This window comes from Parapedobacter defluvii (assembly GCF_014642075.1).
Taxonomy (GTDB): domain Bacteria; phylum Bacteroidota; class Bacteroidia; order Sphingobacteriales; family Sphingobacteriaceae; genus Parapedobacter; species Parapedobacter defluvii.
The window spans coordinates 62,521-77,470 of sequence record NZ_BMIK01000002.1; the positions used below are offsets into that span (position 1 = coordinate 62,521).

Below are 14,950 nucleotides of genomic sequence, written 5' to 3' on the forward strand. Positions count from 1 at the left end.
TTTTTCGGTGAAAACCATCCCCCTGTTTCCGGGGGTGATCACTTCTCTTCCAAAAGTCCCAGTTTGATGGCATATTTGGTGAGGCCCGCCAGGTTGCGGGCATTCAATTTATACAATAGGATTTTCCGGTAGCTTTCAATGGTATGTTTGCTGAGAAATAATTTGTCGGCGATTTCCTGCGTGGTATGCTCTTCGGCGATAAGCCGCAGTACTTCTTTTTCCCGGGTGGTCAATGTTTCGAGCGTATTTTTTTCTTTGTGGAAAATTCCTTCCACGTAGGCTTTTTTTACATTTTCGGAAAAAAATTTCCCGCCTTTCAGGATGGTCCGTATGGCTTGCAGCAATTCTGTCGAATCCGCATTTTTTGAGATAAAACCGTCTACGTCATTTTTGACGAGGTTGTCGATTATCGAGGTATCGGTATGCATGCTCACGACCAGTGTCTTAATGCCCGGCCAGGTAGCTTTCACCTGGTTGTTCAGTGTGATGCCGTCCATGCCGGGCATACTGATATCCGTAATCAGCAGGTGCAACGGCTTCTGTTGGTTGCCCCGTATGTAAGCCAATGCCTTATCCCCAGAGTCGGTGGCCAGTAATACATGCAGGTCTTCTTCCGATTTGAGCAAGGTCAAGAGGCCTTCCAAAAAGAGGATATGGTCATCTGCAATTAGGATGTTATACGACATGCTGTTGAGTTTTTATGGGTAGTGTTATATCAATTACCGTTCCTCTTCCCGGTGTTGTGTTCAATTCTAGGGTTCCTTGACATCGTTGCAGCCGATCGTGCAGGTTACGCAGTCCGATGCCCGGTGTTGTTTCATCTGCCGAAAACCCTTTTCCATTGTCTTCGAAAATAAGTTGCAATTCGTTGTCCAATACCATAATCTGGACCTCCACACGGCTTGCATCCGCATGTTTTGCGGTATTGGTCATCAATTCCTGGATGATTTTGTAAATTTCAACTTTCAGGTCACTGGGTATGGTGTTCAGTGTATCTTTTTGGAAAGCCTGGAAAGAAACAGTGGTTTTTCCGGATATATCAAAATTTTTGAGGTATTGGGCAATCAGTTCGGTAAAATCGTCTTTGCTGAATTTAGGAGGGATCAAGTGATGTGCCAGGTCGCGTACCTGTTGATAGGTATCATCTACCTGCCTGACAATGTGGAGGGATCCGGATGACGACAGCTGCAATTTAATAGCTGCAAGGTTACCGCCGATGCTATCGTGCAGCTCCCTGGCAATGCGTTCACGCTCGGCCTCCTGCCCATCCATGTTTGCCTTTAGCAGTTCCAGTTCGTTTTCTTTCATCAATGTAGTGATACGCTGCTTATTCAGTCGCTCCATACTTTGGTTAAGGGCACTCTGGGCCTGGAGTTTTTGATAGTATACGTACATAAGCGCAATCAATGGAATCAATACGGCGAGGAAGCCAACCAGCAGAAAAACCTTGGCGCTTTTCTGTTTTTCGACTTCCTGCTGCTGCTTCAGCAGTTCCTTTTCTTTCTGTGCGGTTTGGTACTTCGCTTCCAGTTCATTTACTTCCCGCTGATTCTGCAATGCGGTGATTTCGTCGGAAACCATCCGGTATTGGGTGCTGATTGCATAGGCGTTTTCGTAGTCCCTGATCTGGATATACAAAGATTGGAGACTGCGAAGGGCTTTTTGCTGGCTTTCGAGATCCTCCAGTTGGATGGCGTTGGTATAAGTCATGCCGAGCATCATCTGTGCCCCTTCGTAATCTTTTTTGTGCAGTAATAAGTCGCCGATCCGCTGTCCGGCCATGACGTATAAATCGATGAATTGATGTTTATAGGCCTTGTCCTTTACGTCATTATACCTATCGAACGCCTCGTCTTCGCGGTTTTCCACCAAGGCAATATCACCCAGATACAGTTGGCTTTCCAAAGTCTCTTTCGGCCGGGATTCCTTCAAGAAGTAGTGGTAGGCGGTGTCCAATTCGTTCTTGGCGGCTCCGGCTTTCTGTTGGGCCAGGTAAATCTTACCAAGCTCTTTCCGGATTTGGTGGACCAGGTAAGGATTGTTGGAGGTACGGACCAATGTTTGGTAGATATCGAGGGCGTTTGCTGTTTGTCCCCTCAGCGAATAGACATTGGCGAGTCCGAATTCCAGGCTATCTATAGCTGTGCGCTCCCTCGTTTTTTCCGCAAGTTGTATGGCGTTCAGGTAATTTCCCAGCGCTTCATAGTATAGCCCCTTTTTTTGGAAGGTTTCTGCTAAAATGTGGTTAATGTGCATGAGCTGATGATCGCGGTCAGGTGGGGGCGGGGTTATTTCAGAAAGCGCTGCTTCCATTGCTTTGGCATAATAGATAACAGAATCGGACGCACCATACGGTTGGTGGAACGTCACTAATTGTTCTGCTGCCCGTAACCTGTCTTGGGGGCGTTTTGCGTTTTGGTAAGTTGCCAGGAGCGTGTCTGGTGTTTTCACCGGATAGCTGCCGTAGGCCGTGTACAGGCCTTGCTGCCCGTTAACGTGGCTGGCTGGAACAAGGTACAGCAGCAGGTTTGCGGCAACCACCAGTAGTTTGCTGAAATGGGATGATACGATGCTGTTCATATCCTGCACCGCAAACTTAGCTAAAAATTTGCTACCGATTACCCTTTTGGATTTGGTAGCGCAAATTCCATTTTGGGGTGCCTTCCTGATATGCCACGCATTCTTCGGCCACCTTTTGAGCACCCAGTTTTTCAACGGCTTTTTGGGAACGGAAGTTGGAAGCGCCTACATGGAGGTATACGGTATCCACGGATTGAAATGCATAGTCCAGCATCAATTCTTTTACCGAAGCGTTAAGTCCGTTGCCCCAATAGCGTACTGCGTAGAAGGTATAGCCGATAAAGAGGCTCCGGTTTGGTGCATCGTAATCGTAAAATCGGGTGCTTCCGGCTACCGCTCCAGTATCTTTATCGATGACTTTAAAAGCACCCTGGCTTTGAAGAGCCCCTTCAAAGAATAGGCGGAAAACGTCTTCTTTCCATCGGTCTGGCTGCGGGTGCTGTTCCCAGATTTTCGGATCGGATGCTACGGCGTACAGCGTGCCGAAATCCGATTCCTGCAGTGGCAGCAGGAGGGTGCGGTCGTTTTCCAGTTGGATGGGGATCGTGAACGGTTTCATGAGTTTTAAATGGGATAATTGAATGAATCGTTATTTCAATGTGTTTTGGATATACTTAGCGAGATCCTGTTCTATACCGACCGGACTTTCTTCCAGTTGCCGGATAATGCGTGTGCGTTCAGTGATGGTTTTATTTTGGCTGAGTTTCCGTTGGCCCTGAAGTTCAGTCACTTCGAGGGTAAATGCTGTTAAACCACTCAGCATACCCATCCGGAAGCGATGGGATAGGGAGGTCCATTGTTGCAGGTAATTTGGTTCATAAAAGCGGATCATCTTTTCCAGCAGTATCAGTTTGGCATCGGCATCTTGTTCAATCCGGCATTTGCCGTATGCATGGACAGCGATATAATCCCAGGTGGGTACACTTTCCTGCTTGTCGTAATGGCGTGGCGAAATGTAGGCGTGCGGTTCGCTGAAAATGACAAGGGAGGAACCCGTTTCGACGTATTGCGTCTGACTATTGCCAGCAGCAAAATGCGAACTCAGTATAACTTTTCCATCTTTCTCTTCCACCGCGAAAGGCAGGTGCGTTGCCAAAGGAAGGCCATGGGCTACCGTAACCAGTGTGGCGAATGGATAGCGTTGCATGAATGCGATTTTTTCGGCCGGATTGTCAAACTGGAAACTCTTGGGTACATACATGGCATTCAATTTTTTCGTTCCTTGCAAAATTACCGACTGATTGGACTATCTTTATCGTCCAATATGGATAAAGTGGATAGTCCAATTTTGCATTCCCTGTTTGCGGGGATTACGTTGAGGCCGCAGTGTGGGAAGGCGGTGTACCTGCAATTGGCAGAGGCCATGGTTACTCTCATTCAACAGGGCCGCATACCGGCCGGTGGGCGACTGCCCGGTTCCAGGGAATTGGCAGGTATTCTCCGGTTGAATCGGCTGACGGTTACCAAGGCGTTTCAGGAATTGGAGATGCAGGGGTGGCTGGAAAGCCACATCGGCAGGGGTACGTTTGTCGCTGTCAGCCTTCCCCAGCCCAAACCATGGGCATTGGGTGAAGGAACCGCAGAACGGGATAGCCTACGCCGGGCGGGTTTTGAACTACGGGGTGCGGAGTACCTGCAGCACGGAGTCGATCCGGTGACCACGAGACTGCATTTGGACGATGGCTTTCCGGATCCATCGCTGGCACCTCTGAAAGAGCTTTATCGGGCTTACCGGGCACAACTGGATCGGGGCGATTTATATGGAAGATTCGGTAGTTACGGTCTCGCCAATGGATCTGGACGTTTCCTTGATTCGCTGACCCGATACCTCAATTTGACACGCGGACTAAATATCACGGAGCGGAATGTGCTTTCCGTACGTGGTACGGTCATGGGGCTCAACCTGGTGTGCAACGGGCTTATCCAGCCGGGAGACATGGTCGTAGCAGGTATACCCGGTTGGCGGCGGGCAGAGGCGAACTTCCAGCATGCGGGTGCACAGCTTTTAGGGATTCCGGTAGACGGCGGGGGAATACAGGTGGATGCGCTGGAACAGCTTTGCCAAGCTACGAAGGTGCGCTTGGTGTATGTGACACCACACCACCACTACCCAACTACGGTATCCCTGCCCATGGATCGGCGGTTGCGCCTGCTGGATTTGGCGCATCGATATGGATTCGTCATTTTCGAAGATGATTACGATTTCGATTACCATTACAAACATCGGCCCATACTCCCGTTGGCCAGTGCCGATGAAGCGGGGATGGTAATCTATTGCGGTTCGTTCAGCAAGACTTTTTCCCCTGCCTTCCGCCTGGGATATTTGGTCGCTTCGGAAAACGTGATTGCGCACCTGGCGAAGGTGAGGACCCTATTGGATCGGCAAGGGGACCATATCCTCGAACGGGCAATGGCCGAACTGCTGGACGATGGAACCATCCAGCGCAGTCAACGTAAAGCGCTATCGGTATACCGCGAACGCAGGGATTATTTCTGTGATTTGCTGACTACTGAGTTGGCCGGACAGGTGGAGTTCGATGTCCCGGAAGGTGGTCTGACAGTGTGGACGCGGTTCGACAGGCATATCGATCTTATCCAGCTTGCAGCCGAGGTCCGTAAAAAAGGATTGTATATTTCGGATGGAATGCCACATCGGTATCCGACTTATGATGCACATGCCATCCGGCTAGGGTTTGCCTCATCCACCAAAGACGCATTGGAAGAAAGTGTCGGGATATTGAAGCGTGCGATGGGTCTGGCGGGATAGGCACGATTTTGGAGGTTTCCGCAAGTCAAAAAGCTACATGAAAGATCACATCAAGCACGTCATTGTCATCGGAGGAGGATTTGCGGGGATCAACTTTGTTAAACATCTTGGAAAAGATAAGCGGTTTTTGATCACGTTGGTCGACCGGAACAATTACCATTTTTTTCCTCCGCTGATTTACCAGGTCGCTGCCGCATTCATCGAACCATCAAATATTTCTTATCCGTTCCGGCGGTTGTTTCAGGAGAAATCACACATCCGTTTCCATATGGGTGAGTTAAAACGTATTGACCCAAAGGAAAAAAAAGTAGAAACGACAACAGGTACCCTTTCGTACGACTACCTGGTGCTGGCTATGGGTACCGGAACCAATTATTTCGGTTTTGAAAACATCGCCGAGCATGCCATGCCGATGAAAACGCTTGACGACGCAATGAACCTGCGGAATCACATATTGCTTCGTATGGAATGTGCTGTACGAACCAGGGATTCGTCTGAACGCGACAAAGCGTTGAATATCGTGATTGCCGGAGGAGGCCCCACCGGCGTAGAGTTGGCGGGAATCCTCACCGAGATGGGAAGGGAGATTGTGGCTAAAGAATATCCGGAATTAACCGATCTCAAGTCCCATTTGTATATTGTCAATTCTGCGCCTGTGCTATTGCCTCCAATGAGTGAGAAGGCACAGCACGAGGCGTACACCGTGTTGGACAAACTCGGAGCCAAGATTATCCTGAACGCCAAGGTGGTCGACTACGTTTCGGGCAACGTACAGCTAAGCACGGGCGAAACCATTGCCACGGATACACTGATCTGGACTTCCGGTGTAGTGGCAGTCCACGTGGAAGGGCTTCCCGGGGATGCTGTTGCCCGTGGTGGGCGCATTCATGTGGACGCCTTCAACCGGGTCCTGCATACCGAATCCATCTTTGCATTAGGTGATCAATGCCTGCTGACAGCTGATAAAAATTACCCCGAAGGCCATCCCCAGGTGGCGCAGGTGGCCATTCAGCAGGGAAGGTTATTGGGCAAGAACTTATCGCGTTTGGTTGATGGGAAGCCGATGAAGCCATTTGCTTATCGCAATAAAGGCACAATGGCCATCATTTCCAAATACCGGGCGGTTGCCGATTTGCCCAAGGGTTTTCTACGTGGATCGATTGCCTGGGTAAGCTGGTTGTTTGTACACATCATCCCGTTGATCAGCTTCCGTAATAAATTGGTTCTTGCCACGAATTGGGCATGGTCGTTTGTCACCAATGATCCGACCTTGCGGTTGATTCTCCGCCCGAATAAGGAAGAAGAAGTATCGTCAGTGAAGGACTGCGAGCAATAAGGATAGCCATCCTGCTGGAATTTCTTAAATAACTGAATATTTACTACCTTTGGAATAGGAGTCAGATGCTGTAAATGCATATCGTATAAAACTAACTCTCTATGGTGTATACCAAAGAATATATTATCAATCGGCTTAAGAAATTGAAACCTTCGTTGCAAAAGCGTTATCCAATTAGTGAATTGGGTTTATTCGGCTCTGTGGCAAGAGGGGAGCATTCTGAAACAAGTGATATCGATGTCTTGGTAGATTTCAGTGATTCGATTGGATGGGTTTTTTTAGGCTTGCAAATGAATTAGAAGATGAGTTTCAGACAAAAGTAGATGTTGTATCCAGAAAGGGGATAAAACCTCATTATCTTCCGTATATTGAAAAAAGTCTGATTCGAATATGAGTGAGCGGGACATAAAACTTTGGTTGATTGATATCGATGACGCGATTAAAAATATCTTGGAATTCACAAAAGATCTTGACTTTGATTTGTTTGAGAGTAATTTACAAGTAAAGCATGCTGTATTGCACAATTTTGCGGTGATAGGGGAGGCCGTTTCTAAATTGCCTGAAATATTTAAAGCGGCTTATCCGAAAATAACTTGGCGGGAAATTAAAGGGTTCAGGAATTATGTTGTCCATGAATAGTTCGGATTGGACGGAAGTATTATTTGGGAGATTATACGAACGGATTTATTGCCACTGAAAGATGACATAAGTCAAATATTGGAAGGCTTTAAATAAACAGGTGAAATATCGATCTAAATCCCCTTTTTAAGTAGTTAATATCTCACTCAATAACGAGAGCCATCCCGCTACCAGCAGCAAACCGCCCAAAGGTGTTACCGGTCCCAAAAAACGCCACTTAGTACCAAAGGCGCCACTGAGGCACAAACCGTAGATGCTGAACGAAAACAACACCGTACCACTGATAAATAGCCAGGTGTAGGCCCCTGGTTCGATTAACCCGGCGGTCTGCGCAAAACCAGCGATCAGCAATACCAATGCATGGTAAAACTGATACCGTACACCCGTTTCAAAACTGTCCTGTTGGTCTTCCGTAAATTTCTTCTTGAGGGCATGGGCGCCGAAAGCGCCGAGTATAACAGCCGTGAGTCCGAAAATGACTCCAAATAGTTGAGCGAGCATGCTAGTGATCGTTTCATGAAAAGATACCCTTCAAAGATATGCTTTTCAATTGAGCGTTGAAAATGGATGTCTTTTGTGTGTTTTTTGTCGTTTTGATAATTGCTCGGAAGCGTAGGCATACACATATTCATAGATGTGTGTCAATTCTTTCTTGCCAAACATGCTGAATTGCAGCATATCGGGGGGCTCAATAAAAAGGTCACATTTTTTTGCGTTGTCCGCCACGGATTGGCCGATAGCCAGGTGAATGATGCGGTCGAGCGTTTTCATGGGGGTCAATTGATCCGGTGTGAGGTTATCCGGAGAGTTAACATGGACACCGATCAGGAAATTACATTGCCCGAGTAGGGGCTGGACAGGGAGATTATCCAATACGCCTCCGTCGTAATAGGCAGTGCTCCCGTGTTTTACCGCGGGGAATAGTAACGGTATGCTGGCCGATGCCAGCAGTGCTTCGTCTAACGGTCCGGCATGGAGATATTCGGTTTTTCCGGAGCGGATGTTGGTCGTAGCCACATACAATGGTTTTTTAAGCGATTCGAACGAGTTGTCAGGCATATGTGTCCGGAAAAGGCGCGTGAGGAAATGGGTGTTCACAAATCCCGAAGTTCGCAGGCGGAGGCTTGTAGTCGGAAACAGATCGTTTTCCTGTACAATGTGCAGCATATCGTCCACTGTATAGCCGGCTGCATAGAAGGCACCGATAATAGCCCCTGCGCTGCAACCCGAGATGAGGGTTGGGTGGAAACCATGCTCTTCCAGCGCCTTAATCGCTCCCAAATGGCCAATACCCCGCAAACCACCTCCTGAAAGAACCAAGCCTACTTTGCGGGGCTTAGTCCACCGTTTTATCCAGTTGAAAGCCATGGTGTAAGGTTACGAATTTTTTAGCTAAGTTTGCTTTTATGACTAAAATACGCAATGCCTGGATGGCAATATGGTTGATGGGTTTGGTATTTTCCTGCCAATCGCCGCAAAAAAAGGAAGGTATTCCAGTCGTGGGTTTCGTGGAAGCATTTGAAGACGCCACCATTGCCCAGGCATATCAAGGTTTTATGGATGCGTTGCGTGACAGCGGGTATAGCGAACAGGATGGAACAATTAAGGTTCTCCATCGCAATGCACAGGGTGATGCAGCAACGCTGAACCAGATCATCAGCTATTTTAACAGTCAGCAAGTCAATCTTATCGGCACCAGTACCACCTTGGCAACCGTTGCCACTGTACAACGCAGTAAAGGCATCCCGATTTTTCAGACGGTAACAGCCATGCCCGATATCTTGGGATTGTTGGACGCTAATGGAAAGCCACCGGTAAACCTATTCGGCACGGGGGAAAATCTGAATTACATCGACACCTCTTTTGCCCTGATTACGGAAATGGTAAAACCCCGGGGTGATCAGTTGACGGTGGGAATGATATACAATCAGTCCGAGCCTCAGTCGGTAGAGGCGTATGAGCATATCGCTGCGCTTGCAGACAGCATGAATACCCTCCTTGTCGCACTGCCCCTCAATTCATCTGCGGAAGCACAATTGGTGGTCCGCTCGTTATTAACCAAGCACATCGATGCCTTCTTTGCAAACCCCGACAACACGGTGTTTGCTGCATTCGAGACCATCCTCAAAAACTGTAACGATAAAGAGGTACCGGTATTCACGAGTGAATCGGGTTTGGTAGCCCGTGGTGCCGTGGCCGCCTTTGGTGCCGATATTTATCAATGGGGGCATCAAAGCGGAGCCCAGGCAGCACATTATCTCAAAAGCGGTTCAACCGATGGTTTGCAAGTGGAGATGCTTAACGTCCGGAAACGAGTATATAACCCCAGGACAGCCAAACAATTCGGATTTAGCTTTCCGGAAACCTATGAACGCGTAACGTCCAATGAATGAGGTTTATTTCCAACTAACTGCCAATTGACGCCTTTACTTGAGGAGCGATTTTGGTACCGTAAATTTCAATGGATTTCAGCATCATGGCGTGGGAGGGAGCTCCTACATCCATGTGCGCCGCAAAACGGGTAAGGCCGAACAGTTCGTGCATGTAGAGAATTTTATCAACCATCGCATTGGGTTCGCCGATGAACAACGCCCCGTGCTTGGACTTGCCGAAATCGAACTGCGTACGCTGATAAGGAGGCCAGCCACGCGATTTGCCGACCCGATCCATCTGTGCGGCATACAAGGGATAGTAGGCCTTGCTCAGTTCTGCATCGTTGTCGCCAAATAGAGCATGGGAATGGATGCCGACCTGAAACCGGGCAGGGTCATGGCCGTTTTCGAGGTAGGTTTTTTTATAGAGGTCAAAAAGCGGCTGGAATTGTGCGGGAGAACCGCCGATGATGGCAATCATCAAGGGCAGCCCAAGTTTTCCGGCGCGAACCACGGATGCTGCGGTTCCGCCCACGGCGATCCAGATGGAGAGGTTGTTGCCTACTGCACGCGGCAAGATTTGCTGGTCATTCAGCGGTGCCCTGAATTTGCCCTGCCAGGTGAGCCGTTCGTTTTTATTGATAGCTAAAAGTAAATCCAGCTTTTCGGAAAATAATGCATCATAGTCGTGCAGGTTGTACCCAAAAAGCGGAAACGATTCGATGAAGCTCCCCCTGCCGGCCATCAGTTCCGCGCGGCCGCCGGACAATTGATCGATCATTGCGAAATTCTGATAGAGTTTCACGGGATCGGATGAGCTTAACACGGAGACGGCACTTCCCAGCTTAATTTTTTTTGTTACGGTAGCGGCAGCCGCTAAAACAATCTCGGGAGTGGGTACGGCATAGTCCGGCCGATGATGTTCGCCGATGCCAAAATAATCCAGCCCTACCTCGTCCATCAGTTTGATTTCCTCCATGATTTCGCGTAACCGCTGTCCAGCAGGCTGAAATTTTCCCGTTGCTTTATCTACCTGCAGATCTCCGAATATGCTAATGCCCAATTCCATTTTCTTCTCTTTATTGTTTAAACACAAATGTACGAATGATACTTGAATGTTCACATTGAAATAGGTTAAGAAAGCGCAAGGTGAGGGACAATTTTTTATTTTTACCTTTGAGACGTTTGGAAAGCCAAACGGTGGCCCTTACGTATTAATCAATTACTTAATTATGATTAGAGTTGTTTTATTCCTGTTGTTGTGTTGCCACTTGGCTTGTAGTACCTCCGATCCCAACACATACGAGGCAGACTTGATCATCTACGGAGGCACGTCTGCAGCGGTCACCGCCGCCGTACAAGCCAAGAAGTCGGGAAAATCCGTCATTGTTGTCTCTCCGGATATTCACTTGGGAGGGCTGTCATCGGGTGGTTTGGGGTTTACCGATACAGGCGATAAGTCGGTCATCGGTGGACTGAGCCGTGATTTCTATCACCGTGTTTACCTCCACTACGAAGACAGTTCCGCGTGGCGCTGGCAGAAACATTCGGAATACGGTAATAAGGGGCAGGGAACACCGGCCATGGATGGGGATGCCCGGACCATGTGGATTTTCGAACCCCATGTCGCTGAAAAAGTATTCGGAGATTATGTGAAGGAATTTGAACTGGATGTTCGGAAGGACGAATGGCTTGACCGTGAAAAAGGTGTTGCCAAAGAAGGAGACCGGATTGTGGCAATAACTACGCTCAGCGGTAAGACGTACCGGGGTAAGGTATTCATTGATGCGACGTATGAAGGTGATCTGATGGCCGCAGCTGGGGTAAGCTATCATGTGGGGCGCGAGGCCAACAGCGTTTATGACGAGCAGTGGAACGGTGTGCAAACGGGTGTATTGCACCATGGGCATTGGTTCAAAAGCGATATTAGCCCCTATAAAGTAGCAGGCGATAGCATGAGTGGTTTGCTATATGGCGTGTCTGCAGAAGATCCCGGCGTGTATGGAATGGGCGATCACCGCCTGCAGGCCTATTGCTTCCGCATGTGTCTGAGTAATCACCCCGAAAACCGGGTGGCATTTCCCAAACCCGACAATTACAACCCGGAAAACTATGAACTACTGGCCCGTGTATTTGCCTCGGGTTGGCGGGAGACCTTCGAGAAATTCGATCCGATTCCAAACCGGAAAACAGATACCAATAGCCATGGGCCTTTCAGTACGGATTTCATCGGGATGAACTACGATTACCCGGAGGCAAGCTATGAACGGCGCCGGGAAATGATCCGGGAACATGAAGACTATCAAAAGGGATTGATGTACTTCCTGGCCAACGATCCGGGGGTACCGGAAGATGTACGGAACGAGATGGCCCAATGGGGCCTGGCGGCCGACGAGTTCACAGACAATGGGAACTGGCCGCATCAGCTATACATCCGGGAGGCCCGGCGGATGATTGGGCAATACGTGATGACAGAGCATGATACGTTCAGCGATCGGGAAATCGCGGACCCCGTAGGAATGGGATCCTATACACTGGATTCACACAATGTGCAGCGCTACGTGAAGCCGGATGGTTTCGTGCAGAACGAAGGAGACATCGGCGTACATCCGAAGAAAGGTCCCTATCAGATTTCCTATGGGTCGTTGATTCCAAAAAAGGGAGAATGCGCGAACCTGTTGGTGCCGGTATGCGTGTCAAGTTCCCACATCGCTTTTGGTAGCATCCGGATGGAGCCGGTGTTTATGATACTGGGTCAAAGCGCGGCTTTGGCGGCTGTACTCGCCATTGACCGGCATGTATCGGTACAGGATGTGCCCTACGCCGCATTGGAAGAGCAATTGCTCGCAGAAAAGCAAGTGCTTGCCAACCCGACTTTATAATGTTAATTGTATCTAATTTGCTATTTATCTTGATTTTTCCCCAAATTCATGCAGATTTGTAACGTGAAAACAATTCATATAAACAGATACAAAACATCCGATCATCTAAAACCCGTGTTTAACCGTTTCATTTTTTTCTGTAGCTTTTTCCTCATCGTGACCACCTTGGTGAGGTGCGGCAATACTGAAAAAGACGGAGTTCTCAGTCCCCAGGAATCCATAAAGGCGATGGAAGTGGAAGAGGGCTTTCAGGTAGCATTGGTCGCATCAGAACCCTTGGTAATCGCCCCGGTGGCAATGACTTTTGATAATGCAGGCCGCATATGGCTGGCGGAGATGGAGGGCTACATGCCCGACACGTTGGGAACAGGTGAAGATGCGCCGGTTGGCCGGATTGTCATCTTAACGGATCAGGATGGGGATGGGCAGATGGATGACCGGAAGATTTTTTTGGACTCCCTCGTGATGCCCCGTGCGCTTTGTCTTGTAGGGGGCGGGCTGCTGGTCGCTGAACCACCGAACTTGTGGTTTTATGAAATGAAAGGCGATACACCCACCAACCGGATACTGGTGGATAGCGCCTATGCGGAAGGTGGCAATGTGGAACATCAGCCGAACGGCCTTTTGCGGGGGCTGGACAACTGGATTTACAGTGCTAAATACGATTGGCGGTATAGAAGGCGTCCCGATGGCAAATGGCTCAAGGAGAAAACCCATTTTCGTGGACAGTGGGGAATCAGTCACGACGATTGGGGCAGACTGTATTACAACGACAACTCCAGTAACCTTTCAGGCGATTATTTCCCGCCGGGTCTCGGTGCCGGTAACCCAAACCAGCGTAGGGTGGCCGGATACGGTGAAACCATTGTAGCCGATAAACGAGTCTATCCCATACATCCCACACCGGGAGTCAACCGTGGTTACATGGAGGGGATATTGGACAGCACGGGGCGATTGGTAAATTTCACGGCGGCATGCGGGCCTCTCCTATACCGGGGCGGACTAATCGACGGTATGAATGCTTTCGTTGCGGAGCCTTCGGCTAACCTGATCAAGCGCAACGTGTTGGATACAGAAGGCTTTCGCGTAACCGGGAAGCAAGCGTACCAGGGCAAAGAATTTCTGGCAAGTGATGACGAACGGTTTAGACCGGTGAACTTGTATGACGGGCCCGATGGCTCCCTGTATATGCTGGATATGTACCGGGGTATCATCCAGCACAATACCTACTTAACCCCTTATCTGAAAAATGAAATTGCCAAACGTAATTTGACGTTGCCGTTAAGTATGGGCCGGATTTACCGGATATTTCCAACCGATGTCAAACGTACGGCGGTTGCCATCCCCCGGAATACAGATTCACTGATTTTGCTATTGGGGCATCCCAATGGATGGGTACGTGATCAGGCACAGCGTACGCTGATCGACCAACGTGCCAATGACGGGGCTGATAAGCTGCGTGATTTGCTGCGAAAAGACAGCGAACCGTTACGTATGATCCATGCATTGTGGACATTGGAAGGATTGGGGCAGCTGACGTCGGACGATATTCTTATTGCGATGAACCACCCCCGGTGGGAGGTACGTGCCCAAGCATTGGCGGCGTTATCCTCGTTGAAAAACACATTGTCGGCGGATCAATTGGTGGACTTTCTAAAAATTACTGTTTCTCAGGGCGATACGTTACTCGCTCCGTATGCGATGCTGACCATGGCAGCATTGAGTGCTGAGGGGATTTCCGAAGTAACGCCTTTGTACGAACAATGGGCGAAGACCTATGCAAACGACCGGTATGTAACGGATGCTTTTATAAGTGGTATCGGCGGGCACGAGAAAAGTTTTTTGCATGAGTTGGAACGCGGAAAATCCGATACATCCACGGCGCTGTATCGCCATCTTGCTTCGGTGGTAGACGCGATTGACGAAAAAAGTAAGGGCGAAGACCAGGCGCTGTTAGCCAAGCGATATCCAAAGGGAGCCATACTCTTTCAAACGGCATGCCAGCCCTGTCACGGAGAAGACGGAAGGGGGGTATCACCCATTGCGCCGCCCTTGGCGGGTTCGGAATGGGTCAAAGGAAAAAAAGAACGGCTGATGGCGTTGGTATTATACGGACTGACCGGTCCCGTTGAAGTTGCTGGTCATACCTATGAAACTCCCGAGGTGAGTGGTGAAATGCCTGGAATCGTGCACAACCCCGCAATTGAAGATGCGGAATTGGCTGAACTGTTAAGTTATATCCGCAACGCATGGGGCAACAATGTGGACGATCAGATCCTGCCGGAAGATTTGGGAGCGATCCGATCCCGGTTTGGTGACCGTGCAGAGCCGTTTGTACAGAGCGAATTGCACGAATTATTTGGTAAAGATTAAT

At 49.1% G+C, this 14,950-nt stretch carries 14 protein-coding genes; 7 read left to right on the plus strand and 7 right to left on the minus strand.

Features of this window, described 5'->3' with window-relative positions; genetic code table 11:
* Window positions 1–38 precede the first annotated feature (38 nt).
* Genes IEX60_RS04135 through IEX60_RS04150 form a run of 4 tightly spaced genes read right to left on the minus strand, consistent with a single transcriptional unit; the run spans window position 39 to window position 3,781 of the window.
* A complete protein-coding gene (locus tag IEX60_RS04135) occupies window positions 39–686 on the minus strand; it encodes a response regulator (protein WP_188747750.1) in 648 nt (215 codons plus the stop codon).
* Complete coding sequence (locus IEX60_RS04140) at window positions 676–2,580, minus strand: sensor histidine kinase (RefSeq protein ID WP_188747752.1); 1,905 nt, start codon at window positions 2,578–2,580, stop codon at window positions 676–678. The genes IEX60_RS04135 and IEX60_RS04140 overlap by 11 nt, the downstream gene beginning before the upstream one ends.
* 31 nt (window positions 2,581–2,611) lie before the next feature.
* On the minus strand, window positions 2,612–3,139 hold the full coding sequence (locus tag IEX60_RS04145) for a GNAT family N-acetyltransferase (protein WP_188747755.1): 528 nt from the start codon (window positions 3,137–3,139) through the stop codon (window positions 2,612–2,614).
* A 30-nt stretch (window positions 3,140–3,169) separates the two neighbouring features.
* A complete protein-coding gene (locus IEX60_RS04150) occupies window positions 3,170–3,781 on the minus strand; it encodes an FMN-binding negative transcriptional regulator (RefSeq protein ID WP_188747757.1) in 612 nt (203 codons plus the stop codon).
* A 63-nt stretch (window positions 3,782–3,844) separates the two neighbouring features.
* On the opposite strand from IEX60_RS04150, the gene IEX60_RS04155 reads away from it, so the two are divergent.
* From IEX60_RS04155 to IEX60_RS04170, 4 genes are all read left to right on the plus strand, one after another.
* Window positions 3,845–5,347, plus strand: a complete 1,503-nt coding sequence (locus IEX60_RS04155) for an aminotransferase-like domain-containing protein (RefSeq protein ID WP_188747759.1) — start codon at window positions 3,845–3,847, stop codon at window positions 5,345–5,347.
* 37 nt (window positions 5,348–5,384) lie between these two features.
* On the plus strand, window positions 5,385–6,683 hold the full coding sequence (locus IEX60_RS04160) for an NAD(P)/FAD-dependent oxidoreductase (protein ID WP_188747761.1): 1,299 nt from the start codon (window positions 5,385–5,387) through the stop codon (window positions 6,681–6,683).
* Window positions 6,684–6,784: 101 nt separating this feature from the next.
* Window positions 6,785–6,982, plus strand: coding sequence for a nucleotidyltransferase family protein (locus IEX60_RS04165; protein WP_229717412.1), 198 nt, complete (start codon window positions 6,785–6,787; stop codon window positions 6,980–6,982).
* Window positions 6,983–7,073: 91 nt separating this feature from the next.
* Window positions 7,074–7,322 carry a HepT-like ribonuclease domain-containing protein gene (locus IEX60_RS04170; RefSeq protein WP_188747763.1) on the plus strand — a complete coding sequence of 83 codons (249 nt, stop codon included), beginning with the start codon at window positions 7,074–7,076 and terminating at the stop codon, window positions 7,320–7,322.
* Between the two features lie 126 nt (window positions 7,323–7,448).
* On the opposite strand, the gene IEX60_RS04175 is transcribed toward IEX60_RS04170, so the two are convergent.
* Together IEX60_RS04175 and IEX60_RS04180 are read right to left on the minus strand one after the other, a co-directional pair.
* Window positions 7,449–7,823: a DUF423 domain-containing protein gene (locus IEX60_RS04175; protein WP_188747765.1), complete on the minus strand. Its 375-nt coding sequence runs from the start codon at window positions 7,821–7,823 to the stop codon at window positions 7,449–7,451.
* A gap of 45 nt (window positions 7,824–7,868) precedes the next feature.
* Window positions 7,869–8,690 (minus strand): patatin-like phospholipase family protein, encoded by an 822-nt coding sequence (locus tag IEX60_RS04180; RefSeq protein WP_188747766.1) that lies wholly within the window; start codon window positions 8,688–8,690, stop codon window positions 7,869–7,871.
* Window positions 8,691–8,728: 38 nt separating this feature from the next.
* Between IEX60_RS04180 and IEX60_RS04185 the strand changes: the two genes are divergently transcribed.
* Complete coding sequence (locus IEX60_RS04185; RefSeq protein WP_188747768.1) at window positions 8,729–9,715, plus strand: ABC transporter substrate-binding protein; 987 nt, start codon at window positions 8,729–8,731, stop codon at window positions 9,713–9,715.
* 13 nt (window positions 9,716–9,728) lie between these two features.
* Here IEX60_RS04185 and IEX60_RS04190 read toward each other — a convergent pair whose 3' ends face one another.
* On the minus strand, window positions 9,729–10,763 hold the full coding sequence (locus tag IEX60_RS04190) for an LLM class flavin-dependent oxidoreductase (protein ID WP_188747770.1): 1,035 nt from the start codon (window positions 10,761–10,763) through the stop codon (window positions 9,729–9,731).
* A gap of 163 nt (window positions 10,764–10,926) precedes the next feature.
* On the opposite strand from IEX60_RS04190, the gene IEX60_RS04195 reads away from it, so the two are divergent.
* Window positions 10,927–12,576 (plus strand): FAD-dependent oxidoreductase, encoded by a 1,650-nt coding sequence (locus IEX60_RS04195; protein ID WP_188747772.1) that lies wholly within the window; start codon window positions 10,927–10,929, stop codon window positions 12,574–12,576.
* 114 nt (window positions 12,577–12,690) lie between these two features.
* Complete coding sequence (locus IEX60_RS04200; RefSeq protein ID WP_229717413.1) at window positions 12,691–14,949, plus strand: DUF7133 domain-containing protein; 2,259 nt, start codon at window positions 12,691–12,693, stop codon at window positions 14,947–14,949.
* Window position 14,950 lies beyond the last annotated feature (1 nt).